Here is an 18,929-nt window from a genome sequence, read left to right as displayed (position 1 = left end):
CCGGATGGGTGCAGCGCAGCAATATTCCGCATTACGAGAAAAGATCTCATAATTCGAAAATTTTGTTGCGCGTGTCCGGGCACGCTCATTACAATCCGTCGGAGCTTGCCCGCAGCCGGTCGCGTCGCGTCGTCTGCACGAGAGCGATCCTCACATTCCAGGACCCAGGAGACGAGAATGTCCGCTGTACCGAACGAAGTGATGAAATATGTCGCCGCCGAACGTGACGACGACCCGCAAGAAACCGTCGAATGGCTCGAGTCGCTCGATGGCGTGATCTCCTCCGTGGGCACCGGCCGCGCGCACTACCTGATCGAAAAGCAGATCGAATTCGCGCGCATGCATGGCGAACACCTGCCGTTCTCCGCCAATACCCCGTACATCAACACGATTCCGGTCGAAGCCCAGGCGAAGATTCCGGGCGACCAGGACATCGAGCACCGCATCCGTTCGTACACGCGCTGGAACGCGCTCGCGATGGTGCTGCGCGCAGGCAAGGACACGAACGTCGGCGGCCACATCGCATCGTTCGCCTCGGCCGCGACGCTCTATGACGTCGGCTACAACCATTTCTGGCACGCAGCGTCCGATCAGCACGGCGGCGATCTCGTGTTCGTTCAGGGCCACTCGTCGCCCGGCGTCTACTCGCGCGCGTTCCTGCTCGGCCGCCTGTCGGAAGAGCAGCTCGACAACTTCCGTCAGGAAGTCGACGGCAAGGGCATCTCGTCGTATCCGCACCCGTGGCTGATGCCGGACTTCTGGCAGTTCCCGACCGTGTCGATGGGTCTCGGCCCGATCATGGCGATCTACCAGGCGCGTTTCATGAAGTACCTGGAATCGCGCGGCATCGCGAAGACGGAAGGCCGCAAGGTCTGGGCATTCCTCGGCGACGGCGAGACCGACGAGCCGGAATCGCTCGGCGCGATCGGCATGGCGAGCCGCGAGAAGCTCGACAACCTCGTATTCGTGATCAACTGCAACCTGCAGCGTCTCGACGGCCCGGTGCGCGGCAACGGCAAGATCATCCAGGAACTGGAATCGGAATTCCGCGGCGCCGGCTGGAACGTGATCAAGGTCATCTGGGGCAGCCGCTGGGACGCGCTGTTCGCACGCGACAAGTCGGGCGCGCTGATGCGCCGGATGATGGAATGCGTCGACGGCGAATACCAGACGTACAAGTCGGAGTCGGGCGCATACGTTCGCGAGCACTTCTTCAACACGCCTGAGCTGAAGGCGCTCGTCGCCGACTGGTCGGACGACGACATCTGGGCGCTGAACCGCGGCGGCCACGATCCGCACAAGATCTACGCGGCATTCCACGAAGCGACCAACACGAAGGGCGCGCCGACCGTCATCCTCGCGAAGACCATCAAGGGCTACGGGATGGGCGAGTCGGGCCAGGCGATGAACATCACGCACCAGCAGAAGAAGCTGCCGGTCGAGCAACTGAAGAAGTTCCGTGACCAGTTCCGCCTGCCGATCACCGACGAGCAGATCGCTGACGTGCCGTACCTGAAGTTCGAGGAAGGCTCGAAGGAACTCGAATACATGCGCCAGAAGCGCATGGACCTCGGCGGCTACCTGCCGCACCGCCGCGAGAAGGCGACGTCGCTGCCGGTGCCGGCGCTCGACGCGTTCGAGCCGCTCCTGAAGGGCACGGGCGAAGGCCGCGAGATCTCGACGACGATGGCGTTCGTGCGGATCCTGAACATCCTGCTGAAGGACAAGGCGCTCGGCAAGCGCGTCGTGCCGATCGTCCCGGACGAATCGCGTACGTTCGGCATGGAAGGCCTGTTCCGCCAGATCGGTATCTGGAACCAGGAAGGCCAGAAGTACGTGCCGGAGGATTCCGACCAGCTGATGTTCTACAAGGAATCGCAAACCGGCCAGATCCTGCAGGAAGGCATCAACGAAGCGGGCGGCATGTGCGACTGGATCGCGGCGGCGACGTCGTACTCGACGCACGGCGAGATCATGGTGCCGTTCTACATCTTCTACTCGATGTTCGGCTTCCAGCGGATCGGCGACCTCGCATGGGCGGCGGGCGACATGCGCTCGCGCGGCTTCCTGCTCGGCGGCACCGCCGGCCGCACGACGCTGAACGGCGAAGGCCTGCAGCACGAAGACGGCCACTCGCTGCTGTGGGCGGCATCGGTGCCGAACTGCGTGAGCTACGACCCGACGTTCGGCTACGAACTCGCGGTGATCATCCAGGACGGCCTGCGCCGCATGGTGCAGGACCAGGAAGACGTGTACTACTACATCACGGTGATGAACGAGAACTACGAGCACCCGGCGATTCCGCAGGGCGAGCACGTGGCGGCCGACATCATCAAGGGCATGTACTCGTTCAAGAAGGCCGACGCCGACAAGAAGGCGCCGCGCGTGCAGTTGCTGGGCGCGGGCACGATCTTCAACGAAGTGATCGCCGCCGCCGAGCTGCTGAAGAACGACTGGGGCGTCGCCGCCGACCTTTGGAGCGTGCCGAGCTTCACCGAGCTCGCGCGCGAAGGCCACGACGTCGAGCGCTGGAACCTGCTCCATCCGGCCGAAGAGCGTCGCCTGTCGCACGTGCAGAAGTGCCTGAAGGACACGCAAGGTCCGGTCATCGCATCGACCGACTACGTGCGTGCGCTGGTCGACCAGATCCGCGGCCAGATCGATCGCCGCTTCGTTGTGCTGGGCACCGACGGCTTCGGTCGTTCGGACACCCGCGAGAAGCTGCGTCACTTCTTCGAAGTCGACCGTCACTGGGTCACCGTCGCCGCGCTGAACGCGCTGGCCGACGAAGGCACGATCGAGCGCAAGGTTGTCGCGGATGCGATCGCCAAGTACAACCTCGATCCGTCGAAGCCCAACCCGATGACCGTTTAACGCACACGCCCGTGTGATGCCGCGCGCCGCTTCCCGGAGAGGCGCGCGCGGCCATGGAGACACAAAAAGATGAGTCAAGCGATCGAAGTGAAGGTGCCGGATATCGGCGATTACAAGGACGTGCCGGTGATCGAGATCGGCGTGAAGGTGGGCGATACGGTCGAGCCGGAGCAATCGCTCGTCACGCTCGAGTCGGACAAGGCGACGATGGACGTGCCGAGCCCGGTTGGCGGCGTGGTGAAGGAGATCAAGGTCAAGGTCGGCGACTCCGTGTCGGAAGGCTCGCTGATCGTGCTGCTCGAAGGCAGCGCAGCCGGCCAGGCGAACGGCGCGGCCGCGCCGGCCGCGGCGTCGGCGCCTGCAGCAGCGCCGGCACCGGCCGCAGCGCCCGCGGCCGCACCTGCCGCACCTGCCGCATCCGGCGGTACGCTCGAAGTGAAGGTGCCCGACATCGGCGACTACAAGGATGTGCCGGTTATCGAAATCGGCGTGAAGGTGGGCGACACGGTCGAGAAGGAACAGTCGCTCGTCACGCTCGAGTCGGACAAGGCGACGATGGACGTGCCGAGCCCGGCCGCCGGCGTCGTGAAGGACATCAAGGTAAAGGTGGGCGATTCGGTGTCGGAAGGCACGCTGATCGTGCTGCTCGAAGCCGCCGGCGCATCGGCTGCGGCCGCACCGCAGGCGAGCGCACCGGCGCCCGCCGCAGCCGCTGCGGCGCCTGCCGCTGCACCGGCACCGGCGAAGGCCGCACCGGCTCCGGCACCGGCTGCCGCTGCATCGGCCGCTGCGCCGTCGGGCGAATACCGCGCCAGCCACGCATCGCCGTCGGTGCGCAAGTTCGCGCGCGAACTGGGCGTCGAAGTCGCGCGCGTGCAGGGTACCGGGCCGAAGGGCCGCATCACGAAGGAAGACATCACGGGCTTCGTGAAGGGCGTGATGACGGGCCAGCGCGCGGCGCCGGCTGCGGCAGCCGCGCCGGCAGGCGGCGGCGAACTGAACCTGCTGCCGTGGCCGAAGGTCGACTTCTCGAAGTTCGGCCCGTTCGAGGCGAAGCCGCTGTCGCGCATCAAGAAGATCTCGGGCGCGAACCTGCATCGCAACTGGGTGATGATCCCGCACGTCACGAACAACGACGAAGCGGACATCACCGAGCTCGAAGCGCTGCGCGTGCAGCTGAACAAGGAGCACGAGAAGGCGGGCGTGAAGTTCACGATGCTCGCGTTCGTGATCAAGGCAGTCGTCGCCGCGCTGAAGAAATTCCCGACTTTTAACGCGAGCCTCGACGGCGACAACCTGGTGTTCAAGCAGTACTACCACATCGGGTTTGCCGCCGATACGCCGAACGGTCTCGTCGTGCCGGTGATCCGCGACGCGGACAAGAAGGGACTCGTCGACATCGCGAAGGAAATGGCCGAACTGTCGAAGGCTGCGCGCGACGGCAAGCTGAAGCCCGACCAGATGCAGGGTGGCTGCTTCTCGATTTCGTCGCTCGGCGGGATCGGCGGCACGCACTTCACGCCGATCATCAACGCGCCGGAAGTCGCCATCCTCGGGCTGTCGCGCGGTCAGATGAAACCGGTGTGGGACGGCAAGCAGTTCGTGCCGCGGTTGACGCTGCCGCTGTCGCTGTCGTATGACCATCGTGTCATCGATGGCGCGGAAGCCGCGCGGTTCAATGCGTATCTCGGCGCGTTGCTGGCCGATTTCCGCCGCATCATTCTTTGATGAGCGTGGGAGTGGCTCGCGCGGGCGTGGTCTTTTTGTCAGTGATCCGCGCCTCGTCGTTGAACCTGTTGCGCTAACGGTCTATCAGTGTCGCCCCTGCGCGGGGCGGCGGTTACTTTTCTTTGTCCCACAGGGACTACCTTCGGGTCGTCTTCCAAGGAAAAGTAACCAAAAGAAAGGCGCGTCCTTGGGCGGACGGCAGAGGTGGTACTGCCCAGGTTCGTGTTCTTTGGTCGGGCCGTAGTCGCGGGTTTTTCTCTGCGGGCTTCTCCCCCTCTGTCTGCAGCCAATCAAGAAGGGGACAGTAATGAGTCTCATCGAAGTCAAGGTTCCGGATATCGGCGATTTCAGCGGCGTCGATGTCATCGAAGTCAACGTCAAACCCGGCGACGTGATCGAAAAAGAGCAAACGCTCATCACGCTCGAATCCGATAAAGCCTCCATGGAAGTGCCCAGCGACGTCGCCGGCACCGTGAAGGAAATCAAGATCAAGGCCGGCGACAAAGTCTCGCAAGGCACGGTCATCGCCATCGTCGAAGCATCGGCAGGCGCTGCCGCACCCGCGAAGGCACCGGAGCCCGCGAAGGCCGCAGCACCGGCTCCGGCCCCTGCGCCCGCCGCTCCGGCGGCCGCGCCGCAAGCCGGCAGCTACGGCGGTGCCGCCGACATCGAGTGCGACATGCTCGTGCTCGGCGCCGGCCCCGGCGGCTACTCGGCCGCGTTCCGCGCCGCCGACCTCGGCATGAAGACGGTGCTGGTCGAGCGCTATTCGACGCTCGGCGGCGTGTGCCTGAACGTCGGCTGCATCCCGTCGAAGGCACTGCTGCATACGTCGCTCGTCGTCGAGGAAGCGGCGGCGCTTGCTTCGCACGGCATCACGTTCGGCAAGCCGCAAGTCGATCTCGACAAGCTGCGCGACTTCAAGGGCGGCGTCGTCAAGAAGCTGACGACGGGCCTCGCCGGCATGGCCAAGGCACGCAAGGTCGAAGTGGTCACCGGCGTCGGCGCATTCGTCGATCCGTACCACATGGAAGTGCAGGGCGAAAACGGCAAGAAGGTCGTCAAGTTCAAACAGGCGATCATCGCCGCCGGCTCGCAAGCGGTGAAGTTGCCGTTCATGCCCGAAGATCCGCGCGTCGTCGACTCGACGGGCGCACTCGAACTGCGCCAGTTGCCTAAGCGCATGCTCGTGATCGGCGGCGGCATCATCGGCCTCGAAATGGCAACGGTCTACTCGACGCTCGGCGCCGAGATCGACGTCGTCGAAATGATGGACGGCCTGATGATGGGCGCCGATCGCGATCTCGTGAAGGTCTGGGAAAAGTACAACGCGAAGCGGTTCGGCAACGTGATGCTGAAGACCAAGACGGTCGGCGCGGAAGCGAAGGAAGACGGCATCTACGTGAAGTTCGAGGGCGAGAAGGCGCCGGCGGAAGCGCAGCGCTACGACCTCGTGCTCGTCGCGGTGGGCCGTAGCCCGAACGGCAAGAAGATTGGTGCCGACAAGGCCGGCGTCGCCGTCACCGACCGCGGGTTCATCGAAGTCGACAAGCAGATGCGCACGAACGTCCCGCACATCTTCGCGATCGGCGACATCGTCGGCCAGCCGATGCTCGCGCACAAGGCCGTCCATGAAGGCCACGTCGCGGCGGAAGCCGCACACGGCGAGAAGGCGTACTTCGACGCGCTGCAGATCCCGTCGGTCGCGTACACCGATCCGGAAGTGGCGTGGGCTGGCAAGACGGAAGACCAGTGCAAGGCCGAAGGCATCAAATACGGCAAGGCCGTATTCCCGTGGGCCGCGTCGGGCCGCGCAATCGCAAACGGCCGCGACGAAGGCTTCACGAAGCTGATCTTCGACGAGGAAACCCATCGCGTGATCGGCGGCGGCATCGTCGGCCTGAACGCGGGCGACCTGATCAGCGAAGTGTGCCTCGCCGTCGAGATGGGCGCGGACGCGGAAGACATCGGCAAGACGATCCATCCGCACCCGACGCTCGGCGAATCGGTCGGCATGGCCGCCGAACTGTACGAGGGCGTCTGTACCGACCTGCCGCCGCAACGCAAGAAGTAACGGCATCGGCACGGCCCGCCGCGCGCCGGCCGCAAAAACGCCGCCGCCCGGAATTTCCGGACGGCGGCGTTTTGTTTCGGACGGCCGACTGCAGCCGCGCCAACAATCTGACGGTGCCCGATAAGCACGTTCGGGCGCCGGAAACGAAAAAGCCGCGCATGGCGCGGCTTCTTCAGGAGCAGCGGACGCTTACGCGGCCGGCTTGCTCGTCGTACGGCGCGAGGCAGCGGCCGTCGCGGCCTTCGTCGCGACAGCGGCAGCCGCGTTGAAGTTCGTTTCCGCGATCTCGACCGCTTGCTTCGCAGCCTTCTGGACCGTTTCGTACGTCGTGTTCGCGGCGTTCAGCGCCGACTTCAGCGCGGCGACAGCCGTTTCCGAACCGGCCGGCGCGTTCTTCGCGACGTTGTCCACGAGCGCCTGGACCTTCTTGTTCTGCTCTTCGAACTGAGCTTCGGCGACCTTCGCGAACTCCGCTTGCGTCGACGACGCGATTTCGTACAGGTGACGGCTGTACGACAGCACCTTTTCCGCGACCGGCTGCGACAGGCTTGCCTGCAGCGCGATCAGCTCCTGCGCATCTTTCACCGACAGCAGACGCTGCGCGTTTTCCTGGCTTTCCGTCAGCGTCGACTTCACGACCTGCAGATTCAGTTCGATCAGCTTTTCGACGCCTTCGAACGCCTTGGTCGTCAGACCGAACAGGCTCTCGAGGTTGGCTTTCTGTGCGGCGGCGATTTGCTCGGGGGTCAGCAAGGACATGTCAAGCTCCTGAAAAGCGATCGCGTCGATCGCAGGGATAAAGGGCACTACGACGGGGAACTTCGGTGCGCGCGCTTTGTGCAACGCAGCAATGAGCCATATTTTAGGGCACCGAAAACTGTTGTCAAGCACTTTTTGTGCGTTGCACAATCGCGACAAATTATCGACAAAACAACAAGTTATCGTGGTCGTTCGGAATCGGTTTCAGGCGTGATCCCAGATGGTGCGCACGCGGGCGGGGCACACGCATCGCACCATGATCCAGCACAGGTAAACCTGACAGGCACGTGGAACGTTATGCTTCTGTTCCTGTCGAAAAGCGCGCCCTTTGGATGCGCACGCCGTGGCGACGTGCCGCCGCCACGGCTGTGACCGGTGCCATTGGCACACCGAGCGCCGGATACGTACTTTCCCGCTTTACGTACTTTCCCCGCTTTAACTTGTCGCCGAAGTGACGTTATCTCAATTAACCGCGTGGTAATCGGGAGACGGGTACTGTCGGGCCGCGCTCTCCATCAATTTTTTCGATGGGAGCGGGAGGGTCGATCGATGGAAGGTCGGTCGATTCTTACATTCCGGTTTAAAGACGATCGGTAAGTGCCTAATATTGCTCTTTTTTTCAGCTTTAACTACACTTGCGGAAACCTCCCGCCCGCTTTGTCCAGACCCCAATGAAAGCCGAATCGTTTTCACCACGCAGATTGTTGCAGAGCATGACGCTCGGCACGGCTGTGTCGGTCGCCGTCGCGTTGCTCGCGACCGCCGTGCCCGCTGACGCAGTTGCCGCCACTGCGAAGACCCACCAGGCCGCCAAGAAAGCCGCTTCCGCTTCGTCCGCGAAGAAGAAGACCGCGAAAGCCGCCTCCGCCAACGTCGCGTCGGCCGATGGGCCTCGGGCATCGCGCAAGCGCGTGACGCTCGCGTCGAACGTGCACGGCCATCGCGGTGCGGTGCGCAAGGTTGCGTTCCAGCCGCGCCGCCCGACGGTCGGCCAGGCCTTCGGCCTGCACGACACGCCTGACGCGCTCGCGCTGCGCTCGAGCGTCGCATACGTCGTCGACCAGAATACCGGCGAGCCGCTGTTCGACAAGAATTCGCACGCGGTCGTGCCGATCGCGTCGATCTCGAAGCTGATGACGGCGATGGTCGTGCTCGACTCGAAGGCGCCGATGACCGATCAGCTCGAAGTCACCGACGAGGACCGCGATTACGAGAAGGGCACGGGCTCGCGCCTGTCGGTCGGCTCGGTCCTGTCGCGCGAGGACATGCTGCACATCGCGCTGATGGCCTCGGAAAACCGCGCGGCGGCCGCGCTGTCGCGGTACTACCCGGGCGGGCGTCCGGCGTTCATCGCGGCGATGAACGCGAAGGCGAAGGCGCTGGGCATGAACGACACGCACTTCGAGAATTCGACGGGTCTGTCGAGCTCGAACGTGTCGAGCGCGCGCGACCTCGTGAAGATGGTCAATGCGGCGTACCAGTACCCGCTGATTCGCCAGTTCTCGACTGATCGTACCTACGATGTCTATACCGGCAAGCGTAACCTCGTCTACAACAGCACGAATGCGCTGATTCGCGGCAACGGCTCGTGGGACATCGGTCTGCAGAAGACGGGCTTCATCAACGAGGCGGGTGAATGTCTCGTGATGCAGGCGACGATCCATGGCCGGCCGATGGTGATGGTGCTGCTGGATTCGTTCGGCAAGTATTCGCGCTTTGCCGACGCGGCGCGCCTGCGCAACTGGCTGGATGCCGGCGGCGGCGAGCGGCTGACGGCGGCCAACACCGCGAACGGCGGCACCTGATCGCACCGCGGCGGCGCGCCGCCGCGTACCGGTCGCAAAACAAAAAGCCCCGCGACAGCGGGGCTTTTGCGTTGGTGAACAGCGAACGCGCGGCTCACGCGTGCCGTTGCAGCCCTTCCGTGTCTTTTTCGGGGGCGGGGCGGTAGCCGAGCGATTCCGAGATGGTCAGTGCGGTGCGGCTCAGCTGGCCGAGCCATGCGTCCTGCAGCCGGTCGGCCGGCGCCGACAGCGACAGGCCCGCGACGAGCTTGCCCGAGTCGTCGTAGATGCCGGCGGCGATGCAGCGCACGCCGAGCTCCAGCTCCTCGTTGTCGCGTGCACACGATTGCTGGCGCACGATCGTCAGTTCGCGCTCGAGCTTCGCGATGTCGGTGATGCTGTTCTGGGTATGTCCGGACAGCCCGGTGCGCGTCGCATACGCACGCACGCGCGCCGTTTCGTCGGCCGCGAGAAACAGCTTGCCGACCGACGTCAGGTGCAGCGGCGCACGTCCGCCGATCGCGCGGACAACCTGCATCCCCGAACGCTCCGAATAAGCGCGTTCGATATAGACGATTTCGTCGCCCTGGCGCACCGACAGATTCACCGTCTGCCCGGTGAGGCGGTGCAGTTCGCGCATCGGCATCAACGCTGCGTCGCGCACCGACAGGCGCGCCTTCACGAGGTTGCCGAGCTCGAGCAGCCGCATGCCGAGCCGGTAGGTGCCGGGATCGGAGCGGTCGACGAGGCGGCACGTCACCATGTCGTTGAGGATGCGGTGCGCGGTCGACGGATGGAGATCCGTGCGCTGCGCAAGTTCCTTCAGGCTGACGGGGTCGCTGTGCGCGGCGAGCGCGTCCAGCAGCCGCATCATGCGTTCGATCACCTGGATCGATGTTTTGGAATCCGGGGCGGGTTGGCTCATGTCGGGGGGAGAATCGGTTGACGCGTCAAGCGGTGTTGCGACGATTGTATCTCGTATTGTGAAAAAAGCGAACGCCGTTCGAGGAAGTCCTCGCTTGGGATGGCTGTCGGCGGTTGTACACGCGCCGGCGTTGGTCCCGCCGGCCAAACGGCGGATAATGAGGGCCGTTTTCTCGAAGGAGCGCATATGCGAGTCGGTTTGTTCGTCACCTGCCTGGTCGACCTGATGCGTCCGGAAATCGGCTTTTCGGCGCTGAAACTGATTCGCGATGCCGGCTACGAGGTATTCGTGCCGCCCGCGCAAACCTGCTGCGGCCAGCCGGCCTACAACTCGGGCGACCGCGCGCTCGCACGCGACCTCGCCGAAAAGACGCTGCGCGAGTTCGAGCAATTCGATTACGTCGTCGCGCCGTCGGGTTCGTGCGGCGGCATGATCCGCGCGCACTACGGCGACCTGTTCCGCGACGACCCCGAACTGATGGGGCGCTATGTGCGGTTCCAGCAGAAGGTCTACGAACTCACCGATTTCCTCGCGAACGTTGCAAAGGTCACGCTGCCGCCCGGCGAATTCGCCGGCCCCGTCACGTATCACGATTCCTGCTCCGGCCTGCGGGAGCTCGGCGTGAAGGCGCAGCCGCGCGCGCTGCTGGCGCAGCGCGGCGTTGCCGTCACCGAGATGAAGGACTGCGAGCACTGCTGCGGCTTCGGCGGCACGTTCGCGGTGAAGTACGGCGGCATTTCGGCGGCAATCGCCGACGAAAAATGCGCGAACGTGCGCGCGTCCGGCGCGGGTGCAGTCGTGCTCGGCGACCTCGGCTGCATGCTGAACATCGAAGGGCGGTTGCGCCGCATCGGCGACCGCGACACACGCGTGCTGCACGTTGCGCAGGTCCTGGCGGGCGACGTTTGACGACGCCCGGTTCCGCTCACATTTCTCCCGATACCGCGATGCAAGTCCAATCGATGCATTTCAAGGCGCGTGCCGGCCAGAAGCTCGCCGACCAGCGTCTGCAGCAGAACCTGAAGAAACTGTCGACGAAGTTCGTGTCAGCACGTGCGGACGCGATGACGGCGATCGACTTCCCGGCGACGCGCGCCGCGCTCAAGGCGCGCCGCAATCGTGCGCTGGAAAACCTCGACGTATGGCTCGACGCTTTCGAGCGCGAGGCGACGCGGCGCGGCACGACGGTGCTGTATGCGGAAACGACGGCGGATGCCGCGCGGCTCGTCGCCGATATCGCTCGGCGCCACGACGTGAAGAAGGTCATCAAGACGAAGTCGATGGTCTCGGAGGAAATGCGCCTGAACGCGGTGCTGGCCGAAATGGGCGTGCAGTCGATCGAGACGGACCTCGGCGAATACATTCTGCAGATCAACGACAACGAGCCGCCGAGCCACATCATTGCGCCCGTCGTCCACAAGGACAAGGACGAGATCGCCGACCTGTTCGCGCGCACGCACCAGCGCGAGCGGCTGACCGAGATTCCGGACATGACGCGCGAGGCGCGCGAGGTGCTGCGTCCGCATTTTCTGTCGGCCGACATGGGCGTGACGGGCGGCAACTTCGTCATCGCCGAGACGGGCTCGGTTGCGATCGTCACGAACGAAGGTAACGAAGGGATGTGCACGGTGATGCCGCGCGTGCATGTCGCCGTGACGGGCATCGAGAAGGTGCTGCCGACGCTCGAGGATCTCGCGACCGCGATGCGCCTGCTGCCGCGCTCCGCGACCGGACAGAAGACGTCGAACTACTTTTCGCTCCTCACCGGCCCGCGCGGCCCGGGCGACGAAGACGGGCCCGAGCACAACTACGTGGTGCTCGTCGACGGCGGCCGCACGGGCCTGCTCGGCGGCGAGTTCCAGGAGATGCTGCGCTGCATCCGCTGCGGCGCGTGCATGAACCATTGCCCCGTGTACCAGAAGGTCGGCGGCCACGCATACGGATGGGTCTATCCGGGCCCGATGGGATCGGTGTTGACGCCCAGTTACGTCGGCGTCGATCGCGCGCTCGACCTGCCGCAGGCCGCGACGCTGTGCGGCGAGTGCGACAGCGTGTGCCCGGCCGGGATCCCGCTGTCGCACCTGCTGCGCACGCTGCGCGAGAAGCAGGTCGAGCGGCACCTGCGGCCGTGGCGCGAACGGGCCGCGCTTGCGGCCTGGGGCTTTTTCGCGCGCCGGCCGATGCTCTACGCGCTGACGACCAAACTCGCGGTGCGGATTCTCGAGCGGCTCGGCGGCAGCGGAGGCACGCTGCGGCGCCTGCCGATGATGGGCGGGTGGATGGACACGCGCGACATGCCGACCCCGACCGGCCGCACGTTCCGCGAACTGTACGCAGCATCGCAAACTCACCTCGGCTGACGACTGTTCATCGAGCGGCAACAGAGCGTTCGCTATTTACATATTTATCCTGATAGATGCGGTCTATAGAATGTGGCTTGTAGTCCCCGAAAGTGGCTTCGGGGAATGAGGTCAAGGAGCCGCATCATGAGAAAGACAATATCGATGTACTGGCCGCTGGCAATCGTCGTCCCGCTCGCCGCGGCCGCTTATCTGCACGCGATCGGCGATGCGCCGTCGCGTGGCCCGATCGCCGTGCATCAGGCATCGGCCGAACTGGCGCGCGCGGTGTCGTTCGGGCTCGTCGGCGACGCGGCGACGCCGTTGCCGGCCGCTTCCGGCGATGTCGTGCTCGCTGCACCGAAGGCGCTGTAATGCACGCGGCCGTCGCTTTGCGCGGCGACGCGATTCCGGACGCCTTTGTATAATGGCGTGTTGTTCTCCGTCGCGGTTCGCCGCCCCTTTCCGATAGAGCGATGACCCGCGTTGCGATCTGTTTCGTCTGTCTCGGCAATATCTGCCGTTCGCCCACCGCAGAAGGCGTGATGCGTCATCAGGTGGACGCGGCCGGGCTGGCCGACCGGATCGCGATCGATTCGGCGGGCACCGGCGACTGGCACGTCGGCGAGCCGCCCGACACGCGCGCGCAGGCCGCTGCACGCACGCGTGGCTATGACTTGTCGGCGTTGCGGGCGCGACAGGTGAGCGCGGCGGATTTCGAGCGGTTCGACCTGCTGCTGGCGATGGATGAAGCAAACCTCGCCGAGCTGCGCCGGCGCTGCCCGGCCGAGCATCGCGACAAGTTGCGTCTGCTGATGGAGTTCGCGCCGGGCGCGGCCGAGACCGAAGTCGCCGATCCTTATTTCGGCGGTGCGCAGGGTTTCGAGCAGGTGCTCGATCAGGTCGAGCGCGCGTGCGCGGGCCTGCTGGAGACGCTGCGCAGCCGCGCGGCACGCTGATCGCGGCACGGTATTCAGCGCATTGCGAATACCCTGCCGTAGACATGGATACTTGACTAAAAACGTCAAATATTTATACTTGACCAAAATCGTCAAGATTGCAGTCCCCTAGACACCATGAGACTCACCACCAAAGGCCGTTTCGCCGTCACGGCGATGATCGACTTGGCACTGCGCCAGGAGCAGGGCCCGGTGACGCTTGCAGGCATCAGCCAGCGCCAGCGGATTTCGCTCTCGTATCTCGAACAGCTGTTCGGCAAGCTGCGCAGGCATGAAATCGTCGAATCCGTGCGCGGCCCGGGCGGCGGTTACAACCTCGCGCGCCGCGCGCAGGACGTCACCGTTGCCGACATCATCATCGCAGTCGATGAGCCGCTCGACGCCACGCAGTGCGGCGGCAAAGGCACGTGCGACGGCTCGAAGCAGCCCGACGGCCATTGCATGACGCACGAGCTGTGGTCGACCCTGAACCAGAAAATGGTCGAATACCTCGATTCGGTATCGCTGCAGGATCTCGTCGATCAGCAGCGTGCTCGCGAGGGCGCACCGGCGGTGCTGCGCGACCGGCGCACGCCGGAGCCCGTCGCGGCGCCGGCCGAACCCGTGCGCACGATGCCGCTCGGCCCCAATTCGGTGTTCAACATCGCGAGTTCGTGAACGCGAACGCGCCGTACACCCCATAACGCACATAGTCCCTGCACAGAATCCCCGGAGCGACAGATGACCCAAGAGACTCTCCACCTGCCCATCTACATGGATTACAGCGCGACGACGCCGGTCGATCCGCGGGTGGTCGACAAGATGGTGCCGTACCTGCGCGAGCAGTTCGGCAACCCGGCATCGCGCAGCCACGCGTACGGCTGGGATGCCGAACGCGCGGTCGAGGAAGCGCGCGAACAGGTGGCTGCGCTTGTGAATGCGGATCCGCGCGAAATCATCTGGACGTCCGGCGCAACGGAATCGGACAACCTCGCAATCAAGGGTGCCGCGAACTTCTACAAGGGCAAGGGCAAGCACATCATCACGGTGAAAACCGAGCACAAGGCCGTGCTCGACACCTGCCGCGAGCTCGAGCGCGACGGCTTCGAAGTCACCTATCTCGACGTGAAGGAAGACGGCCTGATCGATCTCGACGTGTTCAAGGCCGCGCTGCGCCCGGACACGATCCTCGTGTCGGTGATGCACGTGAACAACGAGATCGGCGTGATCCAGGACATCGAAACGATCGGTGAGATCTGCCGCGAGAAGGGCATCGTGTTCCACGTCGACGCCGCGCAGGCGACCGGCAAGGTCGAGATCGACCTCGCGAAGCTGAAGGTCGACCTGATGTCGTTCTCGGCGCACAAGACGTACGGCCCGAAGGGCATCGGCGCGCTGTACGTGCGCCGCAAGCCGCGCGTGCGCATCGAAGCGCAGATGCACGGCGGCGGCCACGAGCGCGGAATGCGTTCGGGCACGCTGCCGACGCACCAGATCGTCGGCATGGGCGAGGCGTTCCGCATCGCACGCGAAGAAATGGCGACCGAGAACGAGCGTATCCGCATGCTGCGCGACAAGCTGCTGCGCGGGCTGTCGCAGATCGAGGAAACGTACGTGAACGGGGACATGGAGCACCGTGTCCCGCACAACCTGAACATCAGCTTCAACTTCGTCGAAGGCGAGTCGCTGATCATGGCGATCAAGGACGTCGCAGTGTCGTCGGGCTCCGCATGCACGTCGGCGTCGCTGGAGCCGTCGTACGTGCTGCGCGCGCTGGGCCGCAACGACGAACTCGCGCACAGCTCGATCCGCTTTACCGTCGGCCGCTTCACGACCGAGCAGGAAGTCGACTTCGTGATCGAACTGCTGAACAGCAAGATCGCGAAGCTGCGCGAACTGTCGCCGCTCTGGGAAATGCACCAGGAAGGCATCGATCTGTCGACGATCGAATGGGCCGCACACTGAACACCGCATTGAATACATTCGCGGGCGGATTTGCGCACGCAGACGTAACGAGTCAAGGAGTCTGAGTCATGTCATACAGCAACAAGGTTCTGGATCACTACGAAAACCCGCGTAACGTCGGTTCGTTCGCGAAAGACGACGACGCGGTCGGCACGGGCATGGTCGGCGCGCCGGCCTGCGGCGACGTGATGAAGCTGCAGATCCGCGTCGGCGCGGACGGTGTGATCGAAGACGCGAAGTTCAAGACGTACGGCTGCGGTTCCGCCATCGCGTCGAGCTCGCTCGTGACCGAATGGGTGAAGGGCAAGACGCTCGACGAGGCGCTGTCGATCAAGAACACGCAGATCGCCGAGGAGCTTGCGCTGCCGCCGGTGAAGATTCACTGCTCGATTCTCGCGGAAGACGCGATCAAGGCAGCCGTGGCCGACTACAAGAAGCGCCACGACACCAAGGAAGGCGATCAGGCAGCGGCCTGACCGGCATCGAGCGGTTTCTCGATAATACGCCGGGTCGCCCCAAGTTTCATTGACCCCCTCGGGGGAGGTCCGGCGCGAAGCGACGGGTTTGTGGGGGCGCTTGGAAGGGAACGCGGCGGGCTCCTGCGGCACGCTGCGGCAAGGACATCATGGCAATTACACTGACCGAAAAAGCAGCACAGCACGTCCAGAAGTACCTCGTCCGTCGCGGCAAGGGTGTGGGCCTGCGGCTTGGCGTTCGCACGACCGGGTGCTCGGGGCTCGCGTACAAGCTCGAGTATGTCGACGAGCTGGCCCCCGAGGATCAGGTGTTCGAGAGCCATGGCGTGAAGGTCGTCGTCGATCCGAAAAGCCTTGCGTACATCGACGGCACCGAGCTCGATTTCGCCCGCGAAGGCCTGAACGAAGGGTTCAAGTTCAACAACCCCAACGTGAAGGACGAGTGCGGCTGCGGCGAATCGTTCCGCGTGTGATGCGGGCTTCCGCGCGATGCGGGCAAGAGGCGGCACGGGCCGCCTTTTTAATGTGCGGCGTTTGCCGCGCGACGAACCGGAATTGAACGCGACGATGGTTTCGCTGAAAGACAGCCACTTCGATCTGTTTCACCTGCCGGCGCAATTCGCGCTTGACGAGGCGGCGCTCGACAACGCGTACCGCACGGTGCAGACGCAGGTGCACCCGGACCGCTTCGCGGCGGCCGGCGACGCGCAAAAGCGTATTGCGATGCAATGGGCGACGCGCGCGAACGAGGCGTACCGCACGCTGCGCGATCCGCTGAAGCGCGCAACCTACCTGCTGTCGCTGCGCGGCGTCGACATCGGCGCGGAAAACAACACCGCGATGGAGCCGGCGTTCCTGATGCAGCAGATGGAGTGGCGCGAGGGCATCGAGGATGCCGCGGCGGCCCGCAACGTCGACGCGCTCGATGCGCTGCTCGCAGAGCTGCGCGACGAAAAGCGCGTGCGTCTCGAGCGCCTCGGCACGCTGCTCGACAGCGGTGCGGACCAGGCCGCCGCCGAGGCCGTGCGCCAGCTGATGTTCATCGAACGGGTCGCGTCGGAGGTGGGCGCGCAGATCGAACGTCTCGAAACTTAACCGCGTGCCTCGCGGCACGCGCAGCAAACGGGCCGAGCGCCCGAACGAACCAAGATGGCTTTACTGCAAATTTCCGAACCGGGCATGGCGCCGGCGCCGCATCAGCGGCGACTCGCTGTCGGCATCGATCTCGGCACGACGAATTCGCTGGTCGCGGCCGTGCGCAACAGCGTGCCCGAAGTGCTGCCGGACGAAGCGGGCCGCGTGCTGCTGCCGTCGGTGGTCCGTTATCTGGAGAGGGGCGGCCGCCGTATCGGCTACGACGCGAAGGAGCAGGCGGCGACCGATCCGCGCAACACGATCGTGTCGGTCAAGCGCTTCATGGGCCGCGGCAAGGCCGAAGTCGAAGGCGCCGCGAACGCGCCGTACGAATTCGTCGACGCGCCGGGCATGGTGCAGATCCGCACGATCGACGGTGTGAAGAGTCCGGTCGAAGTGTCGGCCGAGATTCTCGCGACGCTGCGTCATCGTGCGGAAGACACGCTCGGCGACGAGCTGGTCGGCGCGGTGATCACGGTGCCCGCGTATTTCGACGATGCGCAGCGCCAGGCGACGAAAGACGCCGCGCGTCTCGCGGGCCTGAACGTGCTCCGCCTGCTGAACGAACCGACGGCAGCCGCGATCGCGTACGGTCTCGACAACGCGGCCGAAGGCCTGTACGCGGTGTACGACCTTGGCGGCGGCACGTTCGACCTGTCGATCCTGAAGCTGACGAAGGGCGTGTTCGAAGTGCTGGCCGCGGGCGGCGATTCCGCGCTCGGCGGTGACGATTTCGACCACGCCTTGTTCAACCACGTGCTCGCGCAGGCCGGTCTCGACGCGAAGGCGCTCGCGCCGGAGGACGTGCGCCTGCTGCTCGATCGCGTGCGCATGCTGAAGGAGGCGCTGTCGTCCGCGCCCGACGCGTCGCTCGACGTGACGCTGTCGAACGGCGCACATCTCGTGCAGACGATTTCGCACGACACGTTCGCGTCGCTCGTCGAGCCGCTCGTGCAGCGCACGCTGACGCCGACCCGCAAGGCGCTGCGCGATGCGCAGGTGACGCCGGCCGACATCAAGGGTGTCGTCCTCGTCGGCGGCGCGACGCGCATGCCGGTGATCCGCGATGCGGTCGCGAAATATTTCGGCCAGCCGCCGCTCGTCAATCTCGATCCCGATCAGGTCGTCGCGCTCGGCGCGGCGATCCAGGCGGACCTGCTCGCGGGCAATCGCGGCAGCGGCGACGACTGGCTGTTGCTCGACGTGATTCCGCTGTCGCTCGGTGTCGAGACGATGGGCGGCCTCGTCGAGAAGATCATTCCGCGCAATTCGACGATTCCGATCGCGCGTGCGCAGGAATTCACGACGTTCAAGGACGGCCAGACCGCGATGGCAATCCACGTCGTGCAGGGCGAGCGTGAACTCGTTGCAGATTGCCGGTCGCTCGCCCGATTCGAGCTGCGCGGCATTCCGCCGATGACGGCCGGTGCGGCGCGCATTCGCGTGACGTACCAGGTCGACGCGGACGGCCTGTTGTCCGTGTTCGCGCGCGAGCAGCATTCGGGCGTCGAAGCGTCGGTCGTCGTGAAGCCGTCGTACGGCCTCGCCGACGACGACATCGCGAAAATGCTTGAGGACAGCTTCAAGACCGCCGAAATCGACATGCGCGCACGTGCGCTGCGCGAAGCGCAAGTCGAGGCCGAGCGGATGATCGAGGCGACGCAAGCCGCGCTCGCGGCCGACGGCGAACTCCTCGACGACGCCGAACGCGCGCAGATCGACACGCTGGTCGCGGCGCTGCGCACGGTCGCGCAGGGCGAGGAGGCGGACGCAATTGAAGCGGCGACGAAAACGCTCGCCGACGGCACCGACGAATTCGCTGCGCGCCGGATGGACAAGAGCATCAAGCGTGCATTGTCGGGTCGACGCCTCGACGAGATCTGAGAACGAGCGACTTGCACGCGGGCCGATGACGGCCCGCGCGATATTGAAC

Annotated in this window: 16 protein-coding genes; 14 read left to right on the top strand and 2 right to left on the bottom strand. The window is 64.9% G+C overall.

The window, feature by feature from the left end:
- The first annotated feature begins 177 nt into the window (after positions 1-177).
- The 3 genes from aceE (at position 178) to lpdA (ending at position 6,676) form a co-directional block, all read left to right on the top strand.
- Entirely contained in the window at positions 178-2,874 is a 2,697-nt protein-coding gene (gene aceE, locus KDW55_RS16215; RefSeq protein WP_212147771.1) for a pyruvate dehydrogenase (acetyl-transferring), homodimeric type, read from the top strand.
- A 69-nt stretch (positions 2,875-2,943) separates the two neighbouring features.
- Positions 2,944-4,602, top strand: a complete 1,659-nt coding sequence (gene aceF, locus KDW55_RS16210) for a dihydrolipoyllysine-residue acetyltransferase (RefSeq protein ID WP_212160241.1) — start codon at positions 2,944-2,946, stop codon at positions 4,600-4,602.
- Positions 4,603-4,909: 307 nt separating this feature from the next.
- A complete protein-coding gene (gene lpdA, locus KDW55_RS16205; RefSeq protein WP_040144579.1) occupies positions 4,910-6,676 on the top strand; it encodes a dihydrolipoyl dehydrogenase in 1,767 nt (588 codons plus the stop codon).
- Positions 6,677-6,865: 189 nt separating this feature from the next.
- Here the strand turns inward: lpdA and KDW55_RS16200 are convergent, their stop codons facing one another.
- Positions 6,866-7,435, bottom strand: a complete 570-nt coding sequence (locus tag KDW55_RS16200) for a phasin family protein (RefSeq protein WP_040144990.1) — start codon at positions 7,433-7,435, stop codon at positions 6,866-6,868.
- A gap of 671 nt (positions 7,436-8,106) precedes the next feature.
- On the opposite strand from KDW55_RS16200, the gene pbpG reads away from it, so the two are divergent.
- Positions 8,107-9,240 (top strand): D-alanyl-D-alanine endopeptidase, encoded by a 1,134-nt coding sequence (pbpG, locus tag KDW55_RS16195; RefSeq protein ID WP_040144578.1) that lies wholly within the window; start codon positions 8,107-8,109, stop codon positions 9,238-9,240.
- A 94-nt stretch (positions 9,241-9,334) separates the two neighbouring features.
- Here the strand turns inward: pbpG and KDW55_RS16190 are convergent, their stop codons facing one another.
- Positions 9,335-10,144: an IclR family transcriptional regulator gene (locus KDW55_RS16190; protein ID WP_040144577.1), complete on the bottom strand. Its 810-nt coding sequence runs from the start codon at positions 10,142-10,144 to the stop codon at positions 9,335-9,337.
- Between the two features lie 186 nt (positions 10,145-10,330).
- Here KDW55_RS16190 and KDW55_RS16185 point away from each other — a divergent pair, with 186 nt between their 5' ends.
- From KDW55_RS16185 to hscA, 10 genes are all read left to right on the top strand, one after another.
- On the top strand, positions 10,331-11,053 hold the full coding sequence (locus KDW55_RS16185; protein ID WP_040144576.1) for a (Fe-S)-binding protein: 723 nt from the start codon (positions 10,331-10,333) through the stop codon (positions 11,051-11,053).
- A gap of 38 nt (positions 11,054-11,091) precedes the next feature.
- Positions 11,092-12,504, top strand: a complete 1,413-nt coding sequence (locus tag KDW55_RS16180) for a lactate utilization protein B (RefSeq protein ID WP_059546123.1) — start codon at positions 11,092-11,094, stop codon at positions 12,502-12,504.
- Positions 12,505-12,630: 126 nt separating this feature from the next.
- Positions 12,631-12,858, top strand: a complete 228-nt coding sequence (locus tag KDW55_RS16175) for a hypothetical protein (RefSeq protein ID WP_040144574.1) — start codon at positions 12,631-12,633, stop codon at positions 12,856-12,858.
- 101 nt (positions 12,859-12,959) lie between these two features.
- A complete protein-coding gene (locus KDW55_RS16170) occupies positions 12,960-13,442 on the top strand; it encodes a low molecular weight protein-tyrosine-phosphatase (protein WP_069241539.1) in 483 nt (160 codons plus the stop codon).
- Positions 13,443-13,559: 117 nt separating this feature from the next.
- A complete protein-coding gene (gene iscR, locus KDW55_RS16165) occupies positions 13,560-14,099 on the top strand; it encodes a Fe-S cluster assembly transcriptional regulator IscR (RefSeq protein WP_009691731.1) in 540 nt (179 codons plus the stop codon).
- 63 nt (positions 14,100-14,162) lie between these two features.
- Positions 14,163-15,386, top strand: a complete 1,224-nt coding sequence (locus KDW55_RS16160; RefSeq protein WP_059546122.1) for an IscS subfamily cysteine desulfurase — start codon at positions 14,163-14,165, stop codon at positions 15,384-15,386.
- Positions 15,387-15,454: 68 nt separating this feature from the next.
- The gene (gene iscU / locus KDW55_RS16155; RefSeq protein ID WP_009691729.1) at positions 15,455-15,862 is read left to right on the top strand and encodes a Fe-S cluster assembly scaffold IscU; all 408 of its coding nucleotides are present in this window, start codon (positions 15,455-15,457) and stop codon (positions 15,860-15,862) included.
- Positions 15,863-16,011: 149 nt separating this feature from the next.
- Complete coding sequence (gene iscA, locus KDW55_RS16150; protein ID WP_011885413.1) at positions 16,012-16,335, top strand: iron-sulfur cluster assembly protein IscA; 324 nt, start codon at positions 16,012-16,014, stop codon at positions 16,333-16,335.
- Positions 16,336-16,429: 94 nt separating this feature from the next.
- A complete protein-coding gene (gene hscB, locus KDW55_RS16145) occupies positions 16,430-16,957 on the top strand; it encodes a Fe-S protein assembly co-chaperone HscB (protein WP_040144989.1) in 528 nt (175 codons plus the stop codon).
- A 54-nt stretch (positions 16,958-17,011) separates the two neighbouring features.
- A complete protein-coding gene (hscA, locus tag KDW55_RS16140; RefSeq protein WP_212160239.1) occupies positions 17,012-18,880 on the top strand; it encodes a Fe-S protein assembly chaperone HscA in 1,869 nt (622 codons plus the stop codon).
- Positions 18,881-18,929: the final 49 nt, after the last annotated feature.

It is taken from the genome of Burkholderia sp. AU19243 (assembly GCF_018148075.1).
In the GTDB taxonomy this organism is placed as follows: domain Bacteria; phylum Pseudomonadota; class Gammaproteobacteria; order Burkholderiales; family Burkholderiaceae; genus Burkholderia; species Burkholderia latens_A.
This window is presented reverse-complemented; position numbering and strand designations above follow the sequence as displayed.